This window comes from Roseovarius sp. E0-M6, assembly GCF_037083845.1.
Classification (GTDB): Bacteria; Pseudomonadota; Alphaproteobacteria; order Rhodobacterales; family Rhodobacteraceae; genus Roseovarius.
In genome coordinates this window covers 218,797-244,922 of sequence record NZ_JBAPLA010000005.1, presented here as the reverse complement: position 1 = coordinate 244,922, position 26,126 = coordinate 218,797, and the positions used below count along the sequence as shown (strand labels likewise).

The window sequence follows — 26,126 nt, the reverse complement described above, 5'->3', positions numbered from 1 at the left end:
TGCGCGGCTATGCCCGACAACTATGGGAAAATCATGGCAGGCGTCCGGCAATTCATGTCACCGTTTATCCGCCTCGCCCCGCGCGCGCGCTGCATCATCAAGAGCGGCCCACCAATCCGCGTAGGAACTGTTGGCCGGATGCATGCCACCTTCATCCGGGGCGCCGTCCTCCCACCAGACCGGGCCGCGCTCTCCCAGACGGCGCTTGGCGGCGTCGACTGCGGCGCGCGCGGCGCGCTCTTCGGTCTCGTTTGTGGCCTGTCCAACCGCCCGCCGCGCCCGCATGAGCGCTTTTATCGCGGCCCGCCTTTCGCTCGGGTCAAGGCGTGGATCGGTCCTGCGCCAAAGGCGGGCACGCGTTACGAAATACCGCCCGTCCGGCGTTTCGGGATAATTCTTTCGCCCCGTCATGCCGCGCGTTCAGCCTTCTGCGTTCGCCACATTGCGGCATAGCGTCCGCCCCGCGCGACGAGTTCGGCATGCGTGCCCTCTTCGGTGATGACACCCTCCTCCAGAACGATGATCCGATCCGCATCTGCCACGGTTGACAACCTGTGCGCGATGGTGATCGCCGTGCGCCCCTCCGTGGCCCGGGCAAGCGCGTCCTGAATGCCGCGCTCGGTCTCGCTGTCCAAGGCGCTCGTCGCCTCGTCCAAGAGAAGGATAGGCGGGTTTTTCAACAACGTGCGCGCAATGCCGACCCGTTGCTTTTCACCCCCAGAAAGCTTGAGACCCCGTTCACCAACCTGCGTGTCATACCCATCGGGCAGCCCGATGATGAAATCGTGGATCTGCGCATCCTTCGCCGCCTGCTCGATCTCGTCATCATGTGCGCCCACGCGGCCATAGCCGATATTATACCGGATCGTGTCGTTGAACAGGACCGTGTCCTGCGGCACCACACCGATCGCCTCATGCACGCTTTGCTGTGTGACGTCGCGCAGATCCTGCCCGTCGATCCGGATCGCGCCATCCTGCACGTCGTAGAACCGGAAAAGAAGCCGCCCGATGGTGGATTTTCCCGACCCGCTCGGACCCACGATGGCCACGGTCTGTCCCGCCGGCACCTTAAAGCTCGGCCCCTTCAGGATCGGTCGCTCCGCGTCATAGCCGAACCTCACATTCTCGAACTTGATCGCGCCCTCGTTCACCTTCAGGCGCCGCGCACCCGGTTTGTCGGTCACGTCCGGGGGTTGATCCAGAAGGCCGAACATCTCGCCCATATCCACAAGGCTCTGCCGGATCTCCCGATAAACGGTGCCAAGAAAATTGAGCGGCATGGTGATCTGGATCATATAAGCGTTGACCATCACGAAATCGCCCACCGTAAGAGTGCCCGATTGCACACCCATCGCCGCCATCACCATCACGATCACAAGCCCCGTCGTGATCAGAAGCGATTGGCCGAAATTCAGCAATGACAGCGAATAGGTGGTCTGAAGCGCCGCGCGCTCATATCCCGCCATCGCGCGGTCATACCGGTTCGCCTCCCAGCCTTCGGCACTGAAATACTTGACCGTTTCATAATTCAGCAGGCTGTCGATAGCCTTCTGGTTGGCGTCGGTGTCCTGATCGTTCATCTCGCGGCGCAGGCGCACCCGCCATTCCGTGACACGGAAGGTAAAGGCGACATACGCCGCGATCACGACGGCGACGACCACCAGATACCAGATGTCGAACGCGATCCACAGCACGACACTGATCATCGCCAGCTCAAGGATAAGCGGCCCTACCGAGAAAAGCAGGAACCGCAGAAGGAATTCCACCCCCTTCACGCCCCGCTCTATGATCCGGCTCAGCCCACCGGTCTTGCGCGTGATATGATAGCGCATGGACATGGCATGAATATGAGTGAACGTCTGAAGCGCGAGCTTGCGCAGCGCCCGCTGCGCCACACGCGCGAAAATCGCATCGCGAAGCTGTTGGAACCCGACATTCATCAGCCGCGCCATGCCATAGGCCACCGTCAACCCGATCGCGCCCGCCCCCAGAAGCCACACATCGCTCGGCGGCTCACCCGAGAGGCTGTCCACCGCCGCCTTGTAGAAAAACGGTGTGCCCACGGCGACCAGTTTGGCGATCACAAGTGTGATCAGCGCAAGAATGACGCGCCACTTGATGCCCCGCTCTCCCTCGGGCCAGAGATAGGGCGCCACACGCCGGATCACCCGCCATCCGCCAGCGGGCAATTCGGGCTCGGATGGGGCGGTCTGTCTCATGCGGGAAGTATCCTTTGGGCGTCAAACCCCCGAAATAGTCCGCCCCGTCCCGATTGGCCAGTGGCCGCACGCGCAGATCGAACTTGTGCTTCATTGGACACGAATGCCGGTCAATCAAAAGGCGACGAATTTGCGCAACCGGCATCACCGATCACGTCGCAAGGATGCGCGTATCCTTGACCATCCGGTCGGCGCATATGGCCTGCCGCGCCACGGCCAGCTCCACTTCGGTGATCACATGGCCTTTCGGATCGCTGCGACGCCGTTTCTCGAATTCTGCCCCGAACCCGCCACTGGGAGGGACTCTGGGCCTTCGCTATGTTAGCGATCAAGGGTCATCAGCGTGGGCAACGCTCCCGACTGGATTGACCAAGTATCGGAATTCGAAGGAGCTTACCCATGCGAACCGCCCGTTTCACCCCGACCCTTTGCGCAGTGTTTTCCAGCCTCACGGCCATCCTGATCGGCCAGCCTTCCATGGCACAGGACACGCGCACGATGACGGTGCTTGGCTCGATTGATGGGACGGCAGATGGCACTGACCGCGCTTGGCTGACCATCTCAGGAGAGGTCAACTGCAAGACCATGTCGTCAGCGGCATGGCGGCCCCATTCGATGCCGAACGTGATGGGAGACGCGCTTGCCGGAATGAGCGATGAGCAGCGCGCGCAGATGCAAGAGCGCATGGAAATGATGTCGGAAATGATGGGCGATGGCGCGGAAAACCCCTTCGCACAGATGCTCGGCGGTGACGGGCAGGAAAAGGTCCAGTTGCGTATCATGGGGGTCGACCCCAAAGCCGAACGTATCCTGCGGCAGGGCGGACTGACCCTCGATCTGCCGGCATTTTCCACCGAGGATGTCGGCAAGATGCTGAACGGCAAAAACAAGGCCGAGATTTCCTATCACAAGAACTTCGGCGAAGATGCGGGGCTCTATGCATCGTCGCATGATGTGGGAACCGCGGCCACGGTGGCCTTTGACCGGCTCGAAATCGTCGAAGGGGGCGGATTCGCCGCCGGCACATTCGAAGGTAGTCTCTGCCCGATCCGGGCCTTGATGGGCGGTGATCCCGACCCCGAGGTCTGTATCCTTGTCACCGGTCAATTCGAGACGGAGCTTGGCGAGGAGGAGGCCGACTTCCCTGCGTCTTCCTCCACCAACTGATGCGGCACAGCCCGATCTTGCGCGTCGCGCTTTTATCAGTCGTGGCTTTGTCTCTCCTGTCGCTCGGGACGCCGGCCCAAGAGCAATTGACGATTGAAATCCCGGAATACGAGTTTGAGGCCGCCGAGGACTACAAACCGAGACCGGTGCCCGATCCGTCCGGCGGCCCCGTCAATCAGATGTTCGAGTCGATGGACCTCGACATGACCGGCACTCTGCCCGAAGCGGTGTTGGATGAAATGCTGGGTGGCGCACCCTATGATTTTGTCGACGTGGTCTGGGGCATGGAGGTGACCGGCGACTGGACCGACCGGATGACCGGACAGGGCACGCTTCAGATTACCGACTTTACAGAAGGACGGGGAGCGTCTCTTACTGTCGATCCCGAGTGGTTTACAGGGCAAGAGGGCTTTCGCATGTTCAACGCCCGGCTTCAGACCGACGGCGATCACCTCTTCACGCTCAGCGCGGCATTCCCGCCAGAAAACGGCGGTGAGGCATTGGGCACCAAACTCGACGAAGCAAAGGGCCTATTCGAGGTCACATGGCTGTGCCACATGTTCGAGCCGTGGCGCACTGGCTGCGTCGACTTCCCCGATGAATATTATGAGACGGAACTTCCCGTCCTCAACAGGCTTTACATTCAGCGCGGGTCCGGTGGCTACAAGATCGACTTTGCCGCCCGCGTCCGTGAATCGCGCACGCACAGCGACCGGGGCTACCGAATGACCGAACCAACAGGTCGATTGGCTGACGTGCGCGGTTGGATCTGCGACCGCGCCTCATGGGAGGAAGACCCCGAAACCTGTGTCGGCTCCTTGCAGGTGACGTCGAATAGCCCGCCAGACCGGCGCGAGAATGTGCATCTCAAGACGCCACAGATCAACGTCGAATTCAATTTCCCTGTCGATGCCGATGTCCTTGACGACACCTTTTCCCTGACCACCCGCGACAATCAAGATGAGCCTTTGAAAATGCCGGGCGACGTCGTCGCGCTTTCGGACACCCGCTTTCGGTTTGAGCCGGACAAGGCGCTCGAATCCGGTGTCATTTACGAAGCACACATCGAAGGTGGCGAAGACGGTGTGCGAGGGCGCGCCGGAGAGGTCTTGAAATCCGACGACCATTCGTGGCGTTTCACGACGCTGGTCGATCTTGAGAACCATGGCAAACCTGTTGAAGAGCCCGTGCGCAGTCATGTATTCCAGACCGTCCGCGACGCGCCGCTGGTGGTGAACAAGCCCGCGCTTCAGCGCATCTATGTTAAATGGCAACCGCACGATCACATTCACAAGAACTGGCAACCCGAGACGTTTCCCGCAAAGCTCAGGATCAATGTGCTGGATCAGAGCCAATGGCGCATCGACCCACAGGCGGGCGGGTCCGTCGAGGGCGATGTGGTGCGTGTGGTAAGGAGTGATCTACCCGAACAGAAGGACGCCAGACGCGAGGTCGAGCGGCAGGCCCGCAACACGATCAACGTCTATGGCTGGACCCCGGACAAACAAGGTGGCACTTCGGTTATCGAAACCCGGCTGGCCCCGCATGACCCATACCCGCAATCCGTCGCGGCCAAAGATGTCATCGCTGAGCGCGATGTGCCGCACTGGCATACAGACCCCGCGCCATTGGTGTTCCGCTACACCTTTCTCAAGGTAGGCTCATGGGAGGGCGGCGTGCCCGAAGCCGAGAAGCAAGCCGCCCTCACCGTGGTCCGTATGACAGAAGAGTTCACCGTGCAGTTGATGCCGGTCCGGGACGCCTATGGAATTGATACCGGGCGCGACGCCGACAAGGATTATGCGAGCAGGCACCGTGACTTTGTCGTGGCGGCGATGGACACCATCGTCCAGATGGCCGAGGCGGCGGGGGCCGACGTCGAAAAGCCCGAGGCGGTCGGGGACGATCCGGTCGATGACCCCTATTTGGTGAGAATGCGCACATCGGCGAACCTCGAAGCGTTAAAGAACACGGTTCGGGCGATGCGCGAGGATCTCGGCAGCTTCGGAAGCGGAAACGACATTCTCGTCGTCTTTTATCCGCCCGATTTCTATGGCCCCGGTCAAACCTTCAGCCAGACCCCGCATACAGAGGGGCGCCATGGCATCGCGATGCCGATCATGTTGGACCGCGCCCCATCGGAACTGGCAGAGGGGCTCGTGCATGAATTCGGCCATTACTTTGGCCTACGGCACCGACCCGGCGAAAGCAGCGACATCGATTATCAGCCTTGGCAGTTCCCCGTCGGCGATATCGAAGGGTTCCGACTGGCGATTGACGGGATGTCGGGCCACAACAAATCCTCCGAAGAGGGCAACAGTGAGCACCCCGTCACGCTGGCCCCGCTGATGTGGCCCCGCTTGCTCGAGCCGGGTATGGTTTGGCTCAGCAATGACGAATACCTGACGCTTATGCGCGCATTTGCAACGCGGCTTCCCTGATATCTCTCCCGGTTGGACAGAAGGATGACCTTTCGAATTGCCTGAGCGGCCTCCTGAGGGCGATCGCTCTGGGCACCTGATAGCACCCTCCTGCCGCAAGTCAGACGAACGATACCGGCCGCTTTTGCCGTTTGTCGACCGAGAGCGAGAAGACGTCAGGGCGTGAATAATGCCCGCTCGCGTCGAATTTCCGGCGCGAGGCCCGGGCATCGGCGACATTGACCTCAGCCATAAGGAGACCCTTTTCGCGGTGCATCGGCCCTGCGGCAATGCCGCCGAAGGGCTTATAAACCACGGCGTCACCCGGATTCACCCATTCATCCTTGTTCGGAAACAGAATGTCGTAATGCGGGATGTCCGCGGGAATGTCCGACGCCTCGAGCGCCGTCGCGCACCCGATCACCCAACAACCGCCTTCGCGGGCGATATGCTGCATCGTGGCAAGCCAAGTGTCGCCGCTGTCCCAAGTCGGTGCGACATAGATATCGATGTTCTGGGCATAAAGCGCGGCACGCGCCAGCGGCATGTAATTTTCCCAGCACAGCAGCGCCCCGATCCGCCCCACCGCCGTCTCGACCACGTTGAGGCCAGACCCGTCGCCAAAACCCCAGACCATACGTTCCGGGTTGGTCGGCATGAGCTTGCGGTGGTTGTTGGCGATGGTGCCATCTGCATCGATGATGACGCAGGAATTATAGAGGGTCGAGCCCGACACCGCGCCATCAAGCTCCTGATACCCGGCCACGATGACCATGTCGTGCTCGGCCGCCGCCTCCTGCAACGGGGCCATTCCATCGCGGCTGAGATCGACCGAGTTAGCCTGCAACAGCGCAAAGAGTTCATCCGTCTTGCCCATGTCGGCCCCCGGCGAAAGGCGCCAGCAAAATGTCGGATACCCGGGAAACCACGCCTCGGGAAAGACCAGCAGGCGCGCCCCTTCACCGGCGGCTTGCGCGACCAGTCCAACGGCGCGCTCCATGCTGGCAGCGAGGTTGAGGTAGACCGGCGGCTCTTGAACGACTGCGATCTTCATGGCGAAATCCCTTCGGTCGGTTGAGCAACCGGTGACTGTCGGATGCTATAGATCAGATGCCCGTGCGGGCGGCGCTTAGAAGATGTGATCAATCGGTTGACCAAGCGCCATGGCACCGGCGTATTCGGCCTGCACCTCCTTTTGTAGCGGATGATAGCGCGCCGCCTGAATGTCACGGAACCGCCGCTCCAGTTCGGTGCAGCGATAGAAACTCGCTCCGCCTACCAACTCCATGGCCAACTCCACCGTTCGGATGGCGTTTTCTTCCACCAAACGACGACCGACCATCACATCGTTGACGGTCTCGGCCGAGGGCGCGTTGCGTTCGGCGGCCTCGATCATAAAGGCTTGGGCCATCCGCGCCCCGGCCAGAGCGGTGTCCATCCGACCCGCCAGCGATTGGGTGCGGTGAGAGGCCGGCTTCATCCCCGCGATACCGACCGCGATGTCGCGCGCACTTTCCGCCACCCCAAGATAAACCGAATAGATCAGCGGAAAGGCAATGGTCGCGATCATCTGGAACGCGGGATGCCATTCACCCGCACGGCGCCGCATCGGTATCTTGTCATCGGCAATAAACAGACCGTCGATCTGCACGTCATGCGATCCGGTTCCCCGCATACCCATCGTGCGCCAGGTATCCAGAACCGCCACCTCCGGGGCCGCCATCGGGACGCCGAAATGCAGGACAGTTCTTTGACCTTCCTCCTCACAGATGGCGCCGGTCATCAGAAGATCACCCGCCGGTGCCCCCGACGTAAAAACCTTGCGCGCCGTGATCCGGTATCCACCCTCGACGCGCTCGGCCTCGCCGGACCCGCCAATCCAGTCTGATCCGCCGGAACTCAGCAGCACGAGGTTCTCTGTGGCGACCCTGCGCAAAAGCGGCTCCACCACCGGACGGGCCGCCTCCTGATGATGCCAGCGCCATGCCGGGATCGCCACCTGATGCGTGTGCATCGACAGGGCAAGCCCGGTAGACCCGCAGGCCCCGCCGATGATGCGCAAAGCTTCGCAAAGCTCACGGATATCGGCCCCGCCTCCGCCAAGAGCCGACGGCACACCGGCCGAGATCATCCCGGCCTTCTTCAACTGCACATAATTTTCGGCAACAAACGCGTCGCTGCTGTCATGGTCTGCGGCCCGTTCGGCAAAGGATTTGGCCAGTTTCTTGGCGGTGTCTTTGACGTCGACGGTTTCCTTGCGATCAATCACATTGCTCATGTCTTGGTCTCCCTGGTCTTCGAATTGCAGGTGCAGACTCGCCGCTATGACCCCGTCGCGATAGTCCTGAAACTGTACTGGACTGGCACGGTCTGGGCGCTTACGCTCACCCAATCAGTGTTTCACAGGAAAGCGAGGCACAAAAATGCGTGGCGGATACGGTCAGTTTTGCCCGATCTCTATGGCCTCGGAAGTTCTTTGCGCACGATGGACGCCGCTTTTGCTCCGAGAGCTTTCATGCGGCAGCATCCGGTTCAACGACCTGCGGCGAGGTCTGCCGCGGATGTCCCCATCGCTCCTGTCCAAGCGGCTCGGAGAGCTGGAGGCAGCCGGAGTGATCACGTCCGTCACGAGAAACAAGAACATCAAGGAATACCGTCTGACCCAAGCCGGAGAAGAGCTTCGCCCACTTGTCATGGGGATCGGCGCTTGGGGGCAGCGGTGGGTGGAAAGCGAGCTTTCTCTCAGCAACCTCGACCCCGAATTGCTGATATGGGACATGCACCGAAGCCTTAATATCGACCCGCTGCCGGACCACCGGATTTGCCTTCAGTTTGTGTTCAGCAATCTTCCCAAAGCGCGTCAGAATTACTGGTTGCTCATTGATCCACAATCCGGTGTCGAAGCCTGCTATTCTGATCCCGGCCATGAGGTGGACCTATATGCCGATTGCCATCTGCGCACCATGACAGCAATCTGGATGGGTCTGGATACAGTCGAAAAAGCGGTGAACGAGGACAGGCTTGAACTGACCGGCACGCGCGCGATCGCCGCCCGAATGCAGGAATGGCTCGGCCTCAGCCCATTTGCACAGGAAGAGCGAATGGTCGGGTAATGCGCGTTCGTGCCTATCATCTATCCGCACTCACCGGGTCAGTATTCTAGCGGGTATTCTCCGCGGCGGCATCTCTGCGCGTCACTCTCAATCGCCCGCGTTCACGCGATGACAGTCCACTGGCAGCCATCATCTAGAGGTAGCGAAGAACCCAAGGCATTCGGCATTACCCCGCTAAACCCTGAAAGTCCTTTCTGAATCACAAGGCAGTCTCTCGCACTCAATCTGTTAGAAACGGGACGATACCAATCCTTGTGCACGACAGCATGCCGCAAAGCGCATAGCTGTCCTGTGCCCCGAGCAAGAGAGCCCCGATGCAAAATTTGGAACATTCACGACCCCAGACCCACGGACTGAGCATTGATCCCACCCTCAAACAATTTGTCGAAGATGAGGTGCTCGATAATCTCGACATCTCTGCGGACCATTTTTGGGCAGCGCTTTCCCGGATCGTTCATGAATTCAGCCCTCGCAACAGGGCGCTCCTGAAACAACGGCAAATAATTCAAACAAAAATCGACGACTGGCACAAAGCCCACAGGGACGCGCCTCACGACCGGGACGGATACAAGGCCTTCCTCGAAAGGATCGGTTACATCGTGCCCGAGGGCAGCGATTTTACAATTGAAACCAAGCAGGTCGACCCCGAAGTCGCACTGGTCCCCGGCCCACAATTGGTTGTTCCGTCGACCAATGCGCGTTTCGTTCTGAACGCCGCAAACGCCCGCTGGGGGAGTTTTTACGATTGCCTTTATGGGAGCGATGCCGTGGCAGGCCCGACACCGGAGGCCGGGTTCAATGCCGGTCGCGGTGCGCGCGTCGTCGCAAGGTCCGCCGTCTTCTTGGATGATGTCTTCCCACTCGACTCCGTCAGCCACGCCAACGCGTCGGACTATCGGGTCGTCGACGGGAAGCTGAAAGTCGACGACGCGCATCTCATCAATCAAGCGGCTTTCGTTGGATACAGCGGCAAAGCAGACATGCCACAGTCCATCCTGTTGCGAAACAATGGCCTTCACGTCGAGTTGGTCTTCGACGGCTCTCATCCCATCGGAGCGAACTCGCCGTCCCGACTTGCCGATGTCGTTCTGGAATCCGCCATGTCCGCGATTATCGACCTTGAAGATTCCGTGGCGTGCGTCGATGCCGCCGACAAGGTTGCGGCCTACCGAAACTGGCTTGGGTTGATGCAGGGAACCTTGGAGGAGGCGTTTGAGAAAGCCGGCAAGCCGATAACACGCCGCCTTGCCGCCGATCGCGAATATACGGCCCCCGACGGCGCACCCTTGGTGCTGAAAGGCCGCGCGCTACTTCTCGTCCGCAATGTCGGTCACTTGATGACCAGCCCTGCCATTCTGGACGGTGAGGGCAACGAAGTTTTCGAAGGTTTGATGGATGCGATGATCACTGTCCTCATCGCGATGCATGACCTGAAGAAATCCACCGGTCCGCGAAATTCGGTCAGCGGCGCGATTTACGTAGTCAAACCCAAGATGCACGGCCCCGAGGAAGTTGGCTTTGCCAACGAGGTTTTTGGTGAGGTCGAGACGGCCTTGGGCTTGCCTGAATACACCGTCAAACTTGGTGTCATGGACGAAGAGCGCCGGACAAGCGTCAATCTCAAGGAATGCATTCGCGCAGCCAAGCATCGGGTCTGCTTCATCAACACCGGATTTCTGGACCGAACAGGAGACGAGATTCATACCTCGATGGAGGCCGGAGCGTTCAGCCGCAAGGACTTCATCAAGCGCAAAAGCTGGATCACTGCCTACGAAAACCGCAACGTCGATATCGGTTTGGAGTGTGGATTGTCCGGAAAAGCACAAATCGGAAAGGGCATGTGGGCCGCACCGGATCAGATGGCCGCCATGCTTGAACAGAAGATCGAGCATCCCCGTTCAGGAGCGAGCTGTGCTTGGGTTCCCAGCCCGACAGCCGCGACCTTGCACGCCACGCATTATCACAAAGTGGACGTGCCCGCGGTGCAATCCAAGTTGGCAAAGGGCGGTCGACGCGCGCACGTTGACGCCCTCTTGGACATCCCGCTTGCGGCATTCCGCAACTGGACGCCCCGGCAAATCAGGCGCGAAGTCGCGAACAACGCCCAAGGCATCCTTGGATATGTCGTCCGGTGGATCGACCAAGGCGTCGGGTGCTCCAAGGTTCCGGACATCAACAATGTCGGCCTGATGGAGGATCGCGCAACCCTGCGCATCTCGGCTCAGCATATCGCGAACTGGTTGCATCACGGAGTGGTTTCAACCGAAGAGGTGATGGATATCATGCGTCAGATGGCCGAAATCGTAGATCGGCAAAACGCGGATAGTCCGACCTATAAACCAATGGCACCGGGTTTTGATGGCATCGCGTTCAAGGCGTCATGCGATCTGGTCTTTGAGGGGCGCACGCTGCCTTCCGGCTATACCGAGCCGGTTTTGCACAGGCGGCGCCAAGACCTGAAATCGCAACTCCAAGGCTAAAAGGCTTGCCTGATCAGCGGCATGGCCGTTTATATACCTCTTCGCGCAAATTCTGGAAATTATCAAATATTTCCGAAAATAGCTGCTGTCTCTTTGCGGCTGGTCGTCACCCCCGACCCACCGCATACATATATGAAACCGGTCCTTGCCTTCAGGAGCCCCCCAATGAGCACCAAGTATTTCGCACCGCGCGGGGGACACCCCGGTCAGGAACAACTGCTGACCGATCGCGCCGTATTCACGGAAGCTTATGCAGTGATCCCGAAAGGGACGATGCGCGACATCGTCACAAGCTTTCTTCCCTTTTGGGATGACACCCGCCTTTGGGTGCTGTCACGCCCCCTGAGCGGTTTCGCCGAGACGTTTTCGCAATACATCATGGAAGTGCAACCGGGCGGAGGATCCGACCGCCCCGAGACCGATCCCAGGGCCGAGGCTGTTCTATTCATCGTCGAAGGAACGGCGTCCCTCTGCGTCAACGGCAAGACACACGAGATGACACCTGGTGGATATGCCTATCTACCGCCGGAAAGCGGCTGGACCCTGCGCAACCGGCAGGACGAAACGCTGCGCTTCCATTGGATTCGCAAAGCTTACGACGCGGTCGAAGGGCTCGGCACACCTGACGTTCTGGTCCTCAACGAAAACGATATCGACCCCACGACAATGCCCGGGACGGATGGCAAGTGGGCGACAACGCGTTTCGTGGACCCGTCAGACCTGCGTCACGACATGCACGTCACGGTCGTCACTTTCGAACCCGGCGCGGTCATTCCCTTCCTTGAAACCCATGTCATGGAGCACGGGCTATATGTGTTGGAAGGAAAAGCCGTTTATCGGCTGAACAATGACTGGGTCGAAGTCGAGGCGGGCGATTACATGTGGCTGCGCGCCTTTTGCCCACAGGCGTGTTATGCCGGTGGTCCGGGGAAATTCCGGTATCTGCTCTACAAAGACGTGAACCGGCATATGGCGCTATAGGATCACCACCTCGCAACAAGGGTGATCTCAAGACATCACCGCGCCTGCGACGCACGTTGCCCGCGATCCCTTCGCGCCGGCTTCAAGCACCCGGAGTTTCCAGACGCGTGCTGGCGCAATCTGCACTTCGCGTTGTCGTGCGGCGGGTTGACCCCGCCGGCACAGAGTGACAGCGCCCGCCTACAGCCTGCCCTCCTCAACCGCGTGACAGGCCACGACCACATCTTGCACATGTTCCAGCAAATCAGGCTCTTCGTGCCGGCACCGCTCATTCGCGAACGGGCATCGCGGATGAAACGCACAGCCTGGGGGCGGGTTGAGCGGACTCGGTGGTTCCCCGGCTTGAGAATCCTTGGCGCGATGCGGGGCGTGAATATCTGGAATGGTATCAAGCAGGAGCTTCGAATATGGATGCAACGGACGCTGAAACAGCGTCTCTACCTTTGCCTGCTCAATAATGCGACCAAGATACATGACCGCGATATGGTCCGACATATGCCGAACCACGCTCAAGTCGTGGCTGATGAAAAGATATGTCAGGCCCAGTTCCTTCTGTAACCGACGCATCAGATTCAGGATTTGCGCCTGAACCGAAACATCCAGCGCCGATGTCGGCTCGTCACAGACAAGAAGGTCCGGCTCTGAAGCAAGGGCCCGCGCTATCGAAATGCGCTGCCGCTGACCGCCGGAAAACTCATGCGGGAATTTCACCGCATCTTCCGCCGAAAGCCCCACGATCTCCAGTAGCTCAGCCACGCGCTGTTTCGTCTTTGCCCGGCTGTCACGAAGCTGCAATTCGTGAATGGGTTCAGCGATGATATCCCCGACACGCCAGCGCGGGTTCAAGCTTGAATGCGGGTCCTGAAAGATCATCTGAACTCGAAGCCGTCTGCCATCGCGATCTGTGAAATTCACCGCGCCGGCTGTTGGCCGGTAAAGGCCGGTGACAAGGCGCGCGACCGTTGACTTGCCGCATCCCGACTCGCCCACGATGCTAAAGCAAGAGCCTTCCGTCACGTCGAAGCTGACATCGCTCACGGCTTTCACAAACTGCCGCTCGCGCCCTTCCAGCACCCTGTTCAACCATGGCGCCGAAACATCGAAGGTCTTCGACATTCCCTTTATCGACAAAGCTGCGGTCATAGCTCGGTTCCTCCTTGCTGAAGCCAGCATGCGGCCATGGCGTTGTCCACCGGAACAAGTGGCGGCATTTGCTTGCGGCAACGCGGTCCTGCATGCGGACATCGCGGATGAAAGCTGCACCCTCCCGGACGCGCCGCGAGTCGCGGCATCGAGCCGTCAATCTGTTCAAGCTCCTCGACCCGCTCGTGCAGACTTGGAATCGCGTTCATCAGGCCTTGGGTATAGGGATGGTGGGGCTTGTGTATCACGTCTTCCACCGGCCCGCTTTCGATGACCTTCCCCGAGTACATCACGGCGACGCGATCCGCCGTCTCAGCGATGACGCCCATGTCGTGAGTGACCAACATGATACCGGTCCCGTAATCCTCACAAAGCCGCCGAAGCAGCGCGATGATTTGCGCCTGAATAGAGACATCAAGCGCCGTCGTCGGCTCGTCCGCGATAATGAGCTGAGGGTCCGCCGCAAGGGCAAGCGCGATAACGACGCGCTGCCGCATGCCACCCGAAAACTGGTGTGGATATTGTTTGAGCCGGTCTTCCGGCGCGGGGATGCCGACCTCGCGCAACAGGTCAAGCGCCTTCTCCCGCGCTTGCGCTTTGTCCAGATCCGTGTGCAGGCGGATGGTTTCGACCAACTGCGCTCCGACCGTGAACAAGGGGTTGAGCGCGGTCAGCGGATCCTGAAAAATAGCGCCCATCTCACGTCCGCGCACCTTGGTCAGTTCCGCTTCAGTAAGACCGTCCACGCGGCGTCCACCCACAGTGATGCTGCCCCCGGCAACCCGTCCAGGGGCCTCAAGCAGCCCCAGAACCGCCAAGCCAGTGATCGACTTGCCTGCGCCCGACTCGCCCACCACACCCAGGATCTCACCGCGATGGATCTCCATCGACACATCGTCAATCGCAGTGAGAACGCCCCGGCGGCTCGGAAATTCCACCGTCAGGTTCTCGACGCTAAGCGCCGGATAGGTGCGGCTGTCTTGGGGGGCGGCCTCGTTTCTGCCGTCAAACATGATTGCCTCCAGTTAAATAAGGATAGCTGGGCGGAAAGATTTCCGAGATCGGTGGATGGCCCCAGGTGCGATCGGGATACTTTGCGACAAGGTCATCGAATTGCCGCTGCGCACGGGCGCGCGCCTTCGCCATGTCAAACCCGGCCACCTGCCCATCGCGCATCGACAGCCGCCCATCCACAATCGTCGCCCGCGTCACCCGGCCCGTCGCACCCAGTATCAGGGTCTGGATCGGGTCAATGGCAGGGGCCATCGCCTGATCCGCCATATCGAACACCGCGATATCCGCCTTGCCACCCACTCTCAGCCGTCCGATATCGTCCCGCCCGAGCGCATCCGCCCCGGCGGTCGTGGCGGCATCAAAGAAGTTTGCGGCGCTACAACTGGCGATATCGTTTTCGACGATCCGGCAGGCGGCCATGCCGATCACCATATTCAAAACCATATCCGGTGGCGCGGTGTCGGTGCCCATGGCCAGACGAACGCCCATGTCCCGCAGCTTTGCAAAGGATTGCAACGCCCCGCCGTGCCGGCCTGCAACCAGCGGACAATGCACCACCGTGACACCCGCATCTCGATAGAGGACCAAGTCGTCATCTGTGGCATTCGTGGCATGTGGCGCCAAGAGCCTCGCGTTCAAACAGCCGATCTCGTTCAGCCAAGCCGGCGCAGTCATACCATGAAGCCGCTGGACGGTATCCACCTCCATCTGTCCCTGCGCCATATGAAGGCGTACCGGGCAATCAAGGCTGTCTGCCGCCTGCATCGTGCGTCTGAGCAAATGCTTGGTGCAGGTCTCCACGCGATCCGGAGCGAGCATCGGGCGGACAAGATCGTCCCCTTGCCAGCGTTCGGCAAATGAGATGGCATCGGCAAGCCCCTCGTATCCGCGGGCCTCATCGAAATCCGCGCTCAGCGTCCCGTCCTCTTCCACGACCATGCCACCCGAGCGATAGGCCGGACCCAGCCACACCCGCAGCCCCAACTCCTTCGCTGCGACTGCGGCCGCCTCGAACTCGGTGACCGTCTCGCCCCATTCACGATAGAAAAGCGAAGCGATCGGTGCGGCTGTTGTAATCCCATTGCACAGGAGTTGCGCGAACGCATAGCGTTTCTGGAACTCGAGTTCTTCGGGCGAATACATCTCGTAAGGGCCGCGTTCTACATAACTGCGCGGCCAGACACGCCCCTTGCGCGCGCCGGGGTGGTAATCAAAACCAAGCAGCGTGGTATCCAAATCGGATAATGCGTCAAGGTCCACGAACCCCGGCGCGATCAAAACGTCGCCAAGATTGAAGGAGGCCTCGGCAGAGACCTCCCCGGCCTTGCCAATCTCCAGAATACGACCCCCCTCGATCACGATCTCACCATCGGTCAAAAGGTGACGACCCGCCTCGGTATCCGCAACAATCCAGCGGCCCTTCAGGGACCAGCGTCCTTTCGGCTGCTGGCCCAAGGGGAGATCGGCAAACCCGCTCATGGTGCCTCCGTGAGGGCAGCGCCGTTGCGCGCCGTTACCTTGCCCGCCTTGACCACAAGATGTCTGGGCGCGTGGGTGACAACCGCGTGTGCCAGCGACTCGCCTTTCACCACGACAACATCGCCACGCGCCCCAACCTCAAGCTTTGGAGGCTCCACATTCATGGCCTCGGCACCCCCGGTGCTGCAAACATCGAACGCGAGCGCCACCTCGGTATCCCGGCGAAAATTGTTGCGCAGACCGATGAACTTGGCACGCTCAAGCATATCGCCGTTGCCATAGGGCCCCCAGGTGTCGCGAATTCCGTCGTTGCCAGCGCCGACCTTTATACCGGCCTCGCGAAGCTGCATGACTGCTGGCGCCTCGCTCGACGCTGGCGCGGTTGTCATGATGCGCACATCGTTCCGCGCCAGCCGTTCAACAAGCCCGGCCACACGCACCGGGTCCGGCATGCCAAGGCAGAAGGCATGCGAAACGGTCACTTGCCCCGCCATCGACAGGGCCTCGGTGCGGTCAAGGATCATCTCCATCGAGAACGCACCCATTTCACCGGGCTCGTGAAGATGTATATCAATCGGTTTGCCGTGCTTCTCGGCCAGATTGAAAATGAAATCCAAATGCCCTTTGGGGTCGCGGTCAACGCCGCACGGGTCCAGCCCGCCAACAACATCCGCACCCATGGTCATGGCCTGATCCATGAGATCGGTCGTGCCGTCACGGATCATGAGACCGGATTGCGGGAAGGCGACGGTTTCGATCTCGACCACATCGCTGAGCAGTTCCGCGGTTTTCATGACCCCTTCAAGAGGGCGCAGCTTGCCTTCGGTGTCGATGTCCACATGGCTGCGAATGACCGTCGCACCGTATGCAACAGTTTGCAGCGCGTGCCGCATCGACTGAACATGCGGATCAATGCCCCACTCTTTTTTGACAGCACGCTCGTTGGCGATCATGTCCAGAAGTTCGTTCCCGACATCGTTGTGATACCACGGCCATCCGATCAGAGATTTGTCGAGATGCGTATGCGCCTCGACAAACCCCGGCAGGGCAAGCGCCCCGGCGGCGTCCTCGACCGGCTCGCCCTGCGGCGCGATATCCGGACCAATCTCCGCGATACGCCCGCCCTTGATCCGAATATCGGCCTTGGGCCCCGCCATGGGGCGTGTGTTCTTGATAATCATGTCTGTCATGTTCACTGTCCTTCAGCGTAATTTCGGGTTGAGGGCATCGCGAAGCCAGTCGCCAAGCATGTTGACCGCCACCACGAGCAGGCAAAGTTGCAGCGACGGGAAGAGCACGATCCACCAGGATCCGGAAAACAGGTATTGGTTGCCGATCCGGATAAGCGTGCCGAGCGATGGCTGGTTCGGCGGCATCCCAACCCCGAGGAACGACAGCGTCGCCTCGATCAGGATCGCCAATCCGAAATTCAAGGTTGCCGTCACAAAGATCGGAGTCATCGTGTTGGGCAGAATGTGCTTGAGCATCAGGCGCCGCGCTGGCGTTCCCACCAGTTTCGACGCCATCACGTATTCCTTGCGGCGCTCGACCATGGTCTGGGCCCGCACGACCCGAGCGTATTGGACCCAGGAATACATGGCGATCGAAAGCACCAGAACCGCGGCCACACCGGCTTCACGCAAGTGTGGCGGCAAGAACGCCTGCGCGATCGAACTGACGAGGATCGCCACAAGAATGATGGGAATCGACAGGAGTACATCCCCGATCCGCATCAAAAGGTTGTCCACCCAACCCCCGAAATAGCCCGCAATCAGCCCGAAAAGGATGCCGACGACCAAAGACACGGCCACCGAGGCGATCCCGATGATGATCGAAATCCGTGTGCCGTAAAGGATTCCCGAAACGATGTCCCGGCCCTGAACATCGGTGCCAAGGAGAAAGGGCAGGCGCCCGCCCTCGATCCAAACCGGGGGAAGTTCGGCATTCCACAACTCAAGGGAAGACAGGTCATAGGGGTTTTGCGGCGACAGCACCGGCGCCAGAAACGCCGTGACGATCAGGACCAACAGCACGATAGCTGCGCCGACCGCCGCCTTGTGCGACTTGAAGGACCACCAAAGGTCACCGTCGAAGAACCGCTGCAACCGCGTAGGCTGAGCGGCGGGTTTGCGATGTTCTAAATTGGCCATCGTTTACTGCTCCGATCCCCGCAGCCGCGGGTCGATGATCGCGTAGGTCATGTCGACCACGGCGTTCAGGAAAACAAAGATGAATGCCACGACGCACAGATATGCCGCCATGATCGGCACATCGACAAAGGTCACAGCCTGGATGAAGAGAAGCCCCATGCCGGGCCACTGGAAAACCGTTTCGGTCACGAGGGCAAAGGCGATGAGTCCGCCGAACTGCATCGCGGTCATTGTCACCACAGGCATCAGCGTATTGCGCAGCGCATGTCGGAAATGCACGACCCTGGCCGGGATGCCCCGCGCACGGGCGAACTTGATGAAATCGGCGCGCAGAACCTCAAGCATTTCAGCCCGCACAAGGCGCATGACAAGGGTGATCTGAAAGAGCGACAGCGACAACGCGGGCAGAAAGAGTGCCATGCGCCCCGACGAGGTCAGCAATCCGGTGCTCCACCAGCCGATATCAACCGTGTCTCCGCGTCCGAATGCCGGAAACCATCCCAGCCAAACCGAAAACACCAGGATAAGTCCGATGCCGACCACAAAACTGGGAAGCGAAATTCCAATAATCGAGACGAACTGAAGGGATTCCGCATACCAACTTCGTCGCCGGATCGCCGTCAGCACCCCAAGAGGCATGCCCACCACGATCGAGATAAACGTAGCCACCAGCACAAGCTCAAAGGTTGCGGGGAAGCGATCGGCGATCATCGTCATCACGTCCTGTTGATTGCGGAACGAGACCCCGAAATCACCCTGCACGGCGTTGCCGACAAACTTTCCGAACTGCACAAGGAACGGATCATTAAGCCCGAGTTTGTCACGAAGTGCATCGCGTTGCGCTTGGGTCGCCTGCTCGTTGAGCATCTGGCGCACCGGATCACCCACGAACTGGAAGATTATAAAGGCCAGAAACGTCACCGACAACATCACGAAAATGGCGTTGATCGTTCTCTTTATTATGAAGGCAAGCATGCGGGGGCCTCGTTATAAGTGACCACCCGGGCCCAATCGCCCGGGCGGTCAGTGATTTCAGCGCTTAGCGGGTGACGTACCAAAAGCGCGGCTTGTTATCGGGGAACTGCGGGAAGTCCTCGAAATCCGATGCAGCGGCCCAAGCCATCGGCTGTTGGTGAAGCGGGATCATGATGATCTGCTCACGCGCAACCTTCAGGGCTTCGGTTTCCATTGCCAGCCGTTTTTCGCGATCCATCTCGACCGAAGCAGCCTTGGTAAGCTCGTCGATCTTGTCGTTCGTCCAGCCGCCCCAGTTGAAGACGCCGAAATTGCCTTCCTTGCTGTGAAGCACCTGCGCAAGAATGCTGTAGGTGTCGAGCATGGGAAGCGTCGCCCAACCAAGGGTGTAAACATCCGCCTCGCCATTGGATTGCTTTGGCGTCTGCTTGGCCGACGGCCCGATATCCAACTGTGGATTCAGCCCGATACGCGACCACATAGACGCGATCGCCTGACAAATCTGCTCTTCGCTGACATAGTCGGCATTGGCGCAAACAAAGGTAAACTCGAACCCGTCGCCATATCCGGCCTCTTCCAGAAGCGCCTTGGCCTTCTCGACATTCGTTTCGATCGGCGCATCAAGGGCTTCGTCATAGCCCGGAATGGATGGCGCCACGAGGGTTCCGGCGTTGCGTGACTTGCCCCGCATGACCTTATCTCGAATAAGATCCTTGTTGATCGCCATCTGCATGGCTTGACGCACACGCAGATCGTTCATCGGGTTTTCTTCCCCGTTTGTCAGTTCGGGACGCCGATTCATGCCCAGCATGACGGTCCGAAGATCCGTGCGCTCAAGCACGTCGACATTCGCCGCGCTTTCAAGACGCGGAATATCCTGAACCGGCACAGCCTCGGTAAAGTCGATCTCGCCCGACAAAAGGGCCGACACACGCGTCGCAGCCGAGGTGATCGGGCGGAATTCGATGCGCGTGATGTTATGCTGCGGATCGTCCCACCAGCCCTCGTTGACCTCGAGGATGGTCTCGACATCCGGCGTCCGGGACACGAATTTGAAGGGGCCCGTGCCGTTGGCATTGAAGGTCGCATGCCCCTCGACCCCGGCCGCCACGTCGGTCGGCATTTCCGCATTATGCTCGACCAGCCATTCCTTGTCGAAGATATGGATATTGGTCAGATCATTGAGCAAAAGCGGATAGGTGCCCGTCAATTCGATGTCGAGCGTGTAATCGTCAACCTTCGTTGCACTCTTGTAGGCCGGCAGGTTGCCCTTGAGCGGCGACGACTCCGCGCTTACCCGCTCCAGAGACGCAATCACGTCATCGGCGGTGAAGGGATTGCCATTGTGGTAAGTCACGTCCTCGCGCAGCTCGAACCGCCATGTCGTTGGAGACGTGATCTCCCAGGACACGGCCAAGGCTGGCTCGATCTCCAAATCCTCGTTGTACCGGACAAGCCCTTCATAGACGTGATTGAGGAAGCTGATCGTATAGCTGCTGCCATAGGAATACGGGTCCATCGAAAAGATGTCCCGGGCAGCGCCCCACGTGACCTCTTCCGCGAAGGCCGGCCCGCTTAGCATCGCGGCCGACAGGGCCCCGGCCATAGTCGTGCGGCCTAAATTTTTCACACTTATCATACATTAATCCTCCCATTTCGGATACACAGTTGTGCGCATCATGTATCTCAACAACGTCATAACCATCGGTATGCCGCCATCTAAATCTCGCCTAGATCACGCGCATTAATGCCACTTGAGCCAGCAGAGACGTGATGATCCTAGCTCTGATTCGGTTTTTTGGCTACATTTTTTAATTTATTTGCATACAATCATTGGATACACTATGATCATAGGTAGATGGAAAAGTGCATTTAGGCAGGAAAAAACATGCTGAAATCCTCTACACGAAGCGCGCCTGTATACGATTCTCTCCGCCGCGCCATTATCGAGCAGGCCCTGAAACCGGGGCTCAAGCTCCCCGAGGATTCGATTGGAGAAACCTTCGGCGTGAGCCGGACAACCGTTCGAAACGCCCTTGTCCGCCTCGATGCCGAAGGCCTCGTCGACCTACAGCCCAATCGTGGCGCGTCGGTCGCAACGCCGACAATCGAAGAGGCGCATGACATCTTCGAAATGCGCCACTGCCTGGAGACCGAAGTGATGCGCCGGCTCTGCGAGATGGACCCGGCTCCGATCGTCAAGGCCTTGCGCGAGCATCTCTCCGAAGAGGAGAAGTGCCTCGCGACAGACAGCACGCAATCGATTCGGCTTGCCGGTGAGTTTCATATTCTCATGGCCGAGATGACCGGCTCCAAGCTCCTCGCCAACTATGTCAACGAGGTGGTATCGAGGTGCTCGCTCATCATCGCGCGCTTTGCCAAGGCGCATTCAGGGCAATGCGGGCTCGAAGAGCATACGCAAATCATCGAAACGCTTGAGCGCGGCGATGCCTCAGGGGCGATGGAGCTGATGTCAACACATCTTCAATGTGTTCAAGACCGGGCCTTGCTGAACACGACGGAGGACGGCGCCCAAGACGTCTCTAACATCTTGTCGCGCTACATCCCGTCGCCCGCCAAATAACCCTCCCAAGGAAAGCAATTGCAGTGACGCACGCTCCCCCACCCGAGACCTCCAGCCGTTTTGATTTTTCGGAGCTGGAGGCACGTGACAGATACAAGCTGCTCATCGGCTCGGTCGTGCCAAGGCCCATTGCATGGGTGACCACGCTAAGCACCAGTGGCGTGCCGAATGCAGCCCCCTACAGCTTCTTCAATTGCTTGTCGGCTGATCCGGCGATCGTGGCCATCGGCGTCGAATACCGGTCCGACAAGACATTCAAGGACACCGCCCAAAACATCCGGGACACAGAGCAGTTTACGGTAAACATCTGCGACCACAGCACATTGGAGCAGATGAACATCACCGCAATCGCGTTCCCCCCCGAGACCGATGAACTCACCGAAGCCGATCTGACACTGGTGCCCGGTGAATTCACCGATGTGCCGCGCATCGCCGAGGCACCTGTCAGTTTCGAATGCCGGCGATACATCACGCTCAATATCGGACTATCGCGCGACATCGTTCTTGGCCAAGTGCTTGGGATGTGGGCGCGTCCGGGACTGGTCAACGAGCGTCTTCATGTTGACGCCACACAGCTCGACGCGCTGGGCCGGATGGGCGGACATGCCTACTGCCGGAGCAACGCCACCTTCGATCTTCCCACCCCCTCGCCCGAACAATGGGCGCAAATGCAAACTAAAATACGCGAGGATGCACAATGACCCGGATACTCGTGGCGAACCCAAACTCCACGGCGGCGATGACCGACCGCATGGTGGCCCAAATCTCAAACCAACTTCCGAACACCATAAGCGTGACTGGCGTCACGAATGCAGACGGTCCACCTGCGATTCAAGGGCTTTCGGATGGCATTCGTTCGGTTCACGGCACAATGTCGTTGCTGCGAAGCGCCGAGTGCGACCTTGCGATCCTTGGTTGTTTTGACGACACCGGCATGAGCGAGATACGCGACGCGATCGACACTCCGCTGATCGGACTGGGAGAAAGCAGCTTTCAGCAGGCGAATGCGTCTGAGGGGCCGTGGTGCGTACTGACCACGATGTCGGTCTCGGTGCCGGTAATCACCAGTAAAATCAAACGCCTTAATCTTGGCGGGCGCTGTGAGGGCGTGTTCGCATCGGACATACCCGTCCTTGCCTTCGAACACGAACGCGATCGCTCCTATCAAAGCCTGATCGAAAGTGCCGAAGCCATCCTTAAACGCAACCCCCATATTTCCTGCCTTATTCTCGGCTGTGCCGGCATGGGCGGCCTCGCAGAGGAATTCGGCGACAGCCTCGGCATCAAGGTGATCGACCCTGTGGATGCCGCAGCAGCCAAGGCGATGGAAATTCTTGGACAGCCGACCGAAGTCGCACAATCACGGGCGGGGTAATCCCCGCCCTGGCTTCGTCGGAGGCGATCGACCGGGCGACACTCCTTTATTCCGGGATAATGACAAGACCCGAAAAATATCAGAATAATGTCTTACATTGACAACATCCGAACCTTTGTCCGCGTCTACGAGTTGGGCAGCATGTCCGCAGCAGGCCGTGACTTGCGGATATCTCCGGCCGTCACGTCGTCGCGGATTTCGCAACTCGAGGAACACCTCGGCGTCCGCCTGTTCCAAAGAACAACCCGAAGCCTCACACCGACAGAGCAGGGTCAATCCTTTTACCAAGGTGCCACAAATATCCTCGACGCGGTTCAAAGCGCCGAGGCACAGATCGTCAATATCACCGAGAACCTGAAAGGGGCCCTTTATGTTGCCGCGCCTTTGGGCGTGGGCCGTCGCTTGATTGCCCCGCAGATCCCTGATTTCCTGAACGCCTACCAAGAGATCAGTTTCAGGCTCAGGCTGACTGACCGAAAGGTCGATCTTACGGCCGAGGGATTGGACCTCGCCTTTTTCCTTGGCCAACCTGAGGACAGCAATCTACGGATTCGCAAGATCGCGGACGTGGCGCGGGTTCTCTGCGCCTCCCCCGATTACATCGAGAAAATGGGCATGCCCACAAGCGGAGACGACCTGCTCTCGGGTCGGCATGAATGCCTCAGCTTGCGTTTCCCGGGCGCAACCGAATTTCAATGGCTCCTGACGACACCGGCGGGACCAAAGCGATATCGCGTTTCAGGGCGCTATGAATCCGACGATGGCGATGTGTTGACCGACTGGGCGCTTGCCGGACACGGCATTGCGATGAAACCGATCTTCGAGATCGCGGAACATCTCAACGCGGGCACATTGGTTCCCGTCGCCCGGGAAACGCCTCCGACCGCGATTCAAATGGCCTGCCTCTTCACCCATCGCCGCATGCAGGACCCCAAAACGCGTCTGTTCATGGAATTCATGATCGACAGGATCGCCGCCACCATCAACATCACGGATCAGGCGGGCCGACCCGCCCACAGATAAAAGCCAGCACGGGAATATCCGTTTTATACATTTCCCGATCAGAAAGGGACCAAAGTGACACGATATCCCCGAGACATGACAGGTTATGGTGCCGAGGTGCCCGCCGTAAGCTGGCCGAACAGCGCCAAAATTGCTGTCCAGATTGTTCTGAATTACGAAGAAGGTAGCGAAAACAACATCCTGCATGGTGACGCCGCGTCAGAGGCGTTCTTGTCCGAAATCACCGGTGCAACCCCGTGGCACGGTCAGCGGCATTGGAACATGGAATCGATTTATGAATACGGAAGCCGCGCCGGCTTCTGGCGGCTCCACAGCCTGCTCAAAGATCTGCCGATCACCGTCTATGGCGTCGCCACAGCGCTCGCGCGCGCGCCACAACAATTGGCCGCGATGAAACAGGCCGGATGGGAGATTGCCAGCCACGGCTTCAAATGGATCGAACACAAAGACATGAGTGCCGACGAAGAACGCCTGCAAATCCGCGATGCGATCCGCCTGCACACCGAGGTCGTGGGCGCCCCACCCCGCGGCTGGTATACCGGGCGTTGCTCGATGAATACGGTCAATCTTGCTGCCGAAGAGGGGGATTTCGCTTATATCGCGGACAGTTACGCCGACGACCTGCCCTACTGGATGGTGGCCGGTGGCAAAGATCAACTGATCGTGCCCTACACAATGGACTGCAATGACATGCGGTTCGCCATTCAGGCTGGCTTCACCAATGGGGATCAGTTCGAAAGCTATCTCAAAGACAGCTTCGACATGCTCTATGCCGAGGGACAGGCCGGCGCGCCGAAAATGCTCTCGATTGGCCTGCATTGCCGCATCGCCGGACGTCCCGGTCGCGCAATGGCGATAAAGCGCGCGCTTGCGCATTTCATGGCCCATGACGGGGTCTGGTTCGCCACGCGCGCGCAAATCGCCGATCATTGGGCCCAAGAGCACCCCCCGTCACCGCGCCTCAAACCCTCCGAGATGGACCGCGAAACCTTTGTTGCCGAATTCGGCGGAATGTTCAAAGACAGCCCGTGGATTGCCGAGGGCGCATTCGGGTTGGAGCTTGGACCGACCCACGACAATGCTCAGGGCGTCCACAACGCTCTTGCCCGCATTTTCCGCAGGGCCCCCCGGAACGCGCGCACCGATGTGCTCATGGCTCAGCCCGATCTTGCAAAGGAATTGTCCGGCCCAAACATCGCCGGAGTGTCAGGGGCAGAATGCGATCTTCTGAGCGAACGGGATCGTGACGCTCTGACTGACCTCAATGCGGCTTACATCAAGAAGTTCAGGTTTCCCTTCATAATCGCCTTGGGCGGCATCACCAAGGAATCGATCATGGATGCCCTCCATCGCAGGATCGAGAACGATCCCGAGACAGAATTCATCGAGGCCTGCCACCAAGTTGAGCGGATCGCCGAATTGCACCTGATCGAGAAGTTTCGCGCATGACCGACAGCATCCGAACCCGGCCGCTCACGCCCGAGGCCTTCGCCCCCTTCGGTGACGTACTCGATACGCACGGTGCCCCCGACAAACTGATCAATCAGGGGCTTTGCAGTCGCTATCATAACCGCGCGGCGCTCGATTTCGGGGATGGATGCGCAGGCATCAGCCTGTTCGACGCCACGCCCCGGCAACTGCCGATCCGCCTCGACATGGTCGAGCGCCATCCGCAAGGCAGCCAAGCTTTTCTGCCCATGACCCAAAACCGGTTCCTTGTCGTCGTCGCACCCGACCAAGATGGCAGGCCCGGACACCCCATCGCCTTTTTGACGCAGGCCGGGCAAGGCGTGAACTATCACCGCGGGGTCTGGCACGGGGTTCTCACACCGCTCAGCGCGCCGGGGCTCTTTGCCGTGATCGACCGGATCGGCGCGGGACAAAATCTGGAAGAACACTGGTTCGACACGCCCTATTCGATCATCGAGTGATGGGGCTGTAAAGAACACGCCAGACGGGTCTGGAGAGTGAAGGCGCGGAACATCGAACCCAATCTGACCGAA

At 59.5% G+C, this 26,126-nt stretch carries 22 protein-coding genes; 11 read left to right on the top strand and 11 right to left on the bottom strand.

Annotation, left to right across the window (positions count from 1 at the left end; translation table 11 throughout):
* Positions 1-57 precede the first annotated feature (57 nt).
* Together V8359_RS14135 and V8359_RS14130 are read right to left on the bottom strand one after the other, a co-directional pair.
* Positions 58-411 (bottom strand): hypothetical protein, encoded by a 354-nt coding sequence (locus V8359_RS14135; RefSeq protein ID WP_336429665.1) that lies wholly within the window; start codon positions 409-411, stop codon positions 58-60.
* Positions 408-2,219 (bottom strand): ABCB family ABC transporter ATP-binding protein/permease, encoded by a 1,812-nt coding sequence (locus tag V8359_RS14130; RefSeq protein ID WP_336429664.1) that lies wholly within the window; start codon positions 2,217-2,219, stop codon positions 408-410. Before V8359_RS14130 ends, V8359_RS14135 begins: the two co-directional genes overlap by 4 nt.
* 399 nt (positions 2,220-2,618) lie before the next feature.
* On the opposite strand from V8359_RS14130, the gene V8359_RS14125 reads away from it, so the two are divergent.
* On the top strand, positions 2,619-3,386 hold the full coding sequence (locus V8359_RS14125) for a hypothetical protein (protein WP_336429663.1): 768 nt from the start codon (positions 2,619-2,621) through the stop codon (positions 3,384-3,386).
* An 86-nt stretch (positions 3,387-3,472) separates the two neighbouring features.
* The gene (locus V8359_RS14120) at positions 3,473-5,827 is read left to right on the top strand and encodes an Ig-like domain-containing protein (RefSeq protein WP_336429662.1); all 2,355 of its coding nucleotides are present in this window, start codon (positions 3,473-3,475) and stop codon (positions 5,825-5,827) included.
* A gap of 100 nt (positions 5,828-5,927) precedes the next feature.
* On the opposite strand, the gene V8359_RS14115 is transcribed toward V8359_RS14120, so the two are convergent.
* On the bottom strand, positions 5,928-6,860 hold the full coding sequence (locus V8359_RS14115; protein ID WP_336429661.1) for a carbon-nitrogen hydrolase family protein: 933 nt from the start codon (positions 6,858-6,860) through the stop codon (positions 5,928-5,930).
* Between the two features lie 75 nt (positions 6,861-6,935).
* Positions 6,936-8,084: an acyl-CoA dehydrogenase family protein gene (locus V8359_RS14110; RefSeq protein ID WP_336429660.1), complete on the bottom strand. Its 1,149-nt coding sequence runs from the start codon at positions 8,082-8,084 to the stop codon at positions 6,936-6,938.
* 145 nt (positions 8,085-8,229) lie between these two features.
* On the opposite strand from V8359_RS14110, the gene V8359_RS14105 reads away from it, so the two are divergent.
* From V8359_RS14105 to V8359_RS14095, 3 genes are all read left to right on the top strand, one after another.
* Positions 8,230-8,919 (top strand): winged helix-turn-helix transcriptional regulator, encoded by a 690-nt coding sequence (locus V8359_RS14105; RefSeq protein WP_336429659.1) that lies wholly within the window; start codon positions 8,230-8,232, stop codon positions 8,917-8,919.
* A 314-nt stretch (positions 8,920-9,233) separates the two neighbouring features.
* On the top strand, positions 9,234-11,399 hold the full coding sequence (locus tag V8359_RS14100) for a malate synthase G (RefSeq protein ID WP_336429658.1): 2,166 nt from the start codon (positions 9,234-9,236) through the stop codon (positions 11,397-11,399).
* Positions 11,400-11,564: 165 nt separating this feature from the next.
* Positions 11,565-12,380 (top strand): bifunctional allantoicase/(S)-ureidoglycine aminohydrolase, encoded by an 816-nt coding sequence (locus V8359_RS14095; RefSeq protein ID WP_336429657.1) that lies wholly within the window; start codon positions 11,565-11,567, stop codon positions 12,378-12,380.
* A 180-nt stretch (positions 12,381-12,560) separates the two neighbouring features.
* Here V8359_RS14095 and V8359_RS14090 read toward each other — a convergent pair whose 3' ends face one another.
* From V8359_RS14090 to V8359_RS14060, 7 genes are all read right to left on the bottom strand, one after another.
* The gene (locus V8359_RS14090; RefSeq protein ID WP_336429655.1) at positions 12,561-13,523 is read right to left on the bottom strand and encodes an ABC transporter ATP-binding protein; all 963 of its coding nucleotides are present in this window, start codon (positions 13,521-13,523) and stop codon (positions 12,561-12,563) included.
* Positions 13,520-14,536, bottom strand: a complete 1,017-nt coding sequence (locus V8359_RS14085; protein WP_336429654.1) for an ABC transporter ATP-binding protein — start codon at positions 14,534-14,536, stop codon at positions 13,520-13,522. The genes V8359_RS14090 and V8359_RS14085 overlap by 4 nt, the downstream gene beginning before the upstream one ends.
* The gene (locus V8359_RS14080) at positions 14,529-16,016 is read right to left on the bottom strand and encodes a chlorohydrolase family protein (protein WP_336429653.1); all 1,488 of its coding nucleotides are present in this window, start codon (positions 16,014-16,016) and stop codon (positions 14,529-14,531) included. The genes V8359_RS14085 and V8359_RS14080 overlap by 8 nt, the downstream gene beginning before the upstream one ends.
* Complete coding sequence (locus V8359_RS14075; protein WP_336429652.1) at positions 16,013-17,206, bottom strand: amidohydrolase family protein; 1,194 nt, start codon at positions 17,204-17,206, stop codon at positions 16,013-16,015. The genes V8359_RS14080 and V8359_RS14075 overlap by 4 nt, the downstream gene beginning before the upstream one ends.
* 12 nt (positions 17,207-17,218) lie before the next feature.
* A complete protein-coding gene (locus tag V8359_RS14070; protein ID WP_336429651.1) occupies positions 17,219-18,166 on the bottom strand; it encodes an ABC transporter permease in 948 nt (315 codons plus the stop codon).
* 3 nt (positions 18,167-18,169) lie between these two features.
* The gene (locus V8359_RS14065) at positions 18,170-19,141 is read right to left on the bottom strand and encodes an ABC transporter permease (protein ID WP_336429650.1); all 972 of its coding nucleotides are present in this window, start codon (positions 19,139-19,141) and stop codon (positions 18,170-18,172) included.
* Positions 19,142-19,205: 64 nt separating this feature from the next.
* A complete protein-coding gene (locus V8359_RS14060; protein WP_336429649.1) occupies positions 19,206-20,780 on the bottom strand; it encodes an ABC transporter substrate-binding protein in 1,575 nt (524 codons plus the stop codon).
* Between the two features lie 249 nt (positions 20,781-21,029).
* On the opposite strand from V8359_RS14060, the gene V8359_RS14055 reads away from it, so the two are divergent.
* The 6 genes from V8359_RS14055 to V8359_RS14030 all read left to right on the top strand — a co-directional run bounded on the left by V8359_RS14055 (position 21,030) and on the right by V8359_RS14030 (position 26,054).
* Complete coding sequence (locus tag V8359_RS14055; protein WP_336429648.1) at positions 21,030-21,725, top strand: GntR family transcriptional regulator; 696 nt, start codon at positions 21,030-21,032, stop codon at positions 21,723-21,725.
* Positions 21,726-21,748: 23 nt separating this feature from the next.
* Positions 21,749-22,426: a flavin reductase family protein gene (locus tag V8359_RS14050; RefSeq protein ID WP_336429647.1), complete on the top strand. Its 678-nt coding sequence runs from the start codon at positions 21,749-21,751 to the stop codon at positions 22,424-22,426.
* Positions 22,423-23,100, top strand: a complete 678-nt coding sequence (locus tag V8359_RS14045; RefSeq protein ID WP_336429646.1) for an aspartate/glutamate racemase family protein — start codon at positions 22,423-22,425, stop codon at positions 23,098-23,100. Before V8359_RS14050 ends, V8359_RS14045 begins: the two co-directional genes overlap by 4 nt.
* Before the next feature lie 87 nt (positions 23,101-23,187).
* Complete coding sequence (locus V8359_RS14040) at positions 23,188-24,123, top strand: LysR family transcriptional regulator (protein WP_336429645.1); 936 nt, start codon at positions 23,188-23,190, stop codon at positions 24,121-24,123.
* Positions 24,124-24,177: 54 nt separating this feature from the next.
* Complete coding sequence (gene puuE / locus V8359_RS14035; protein WP_336429644.1) at positions 24,178-25,572, top strand: allantoinase PuuE; 1,395 nt, start codon at positions 24,178-24,180, stop codon at positions 25,570-25,572.
* On the top strand, positions 25,569-26,054 hold the full coding sequence (locus V8359_RS14030; RefSeq protein ID WP_336429643.1) for an ureidoglycolate lyase: 486 nt from the start codon (positions 25,569-25,571) through the stop codon (positions 26,052-26,054). The genes puuE and V8359_RS14030 overlap by 4 nt, the downstream gene beginning before the upstream one ends.
* Positions 26,055-26,126 lie beyond the last annotated feature (72 nt).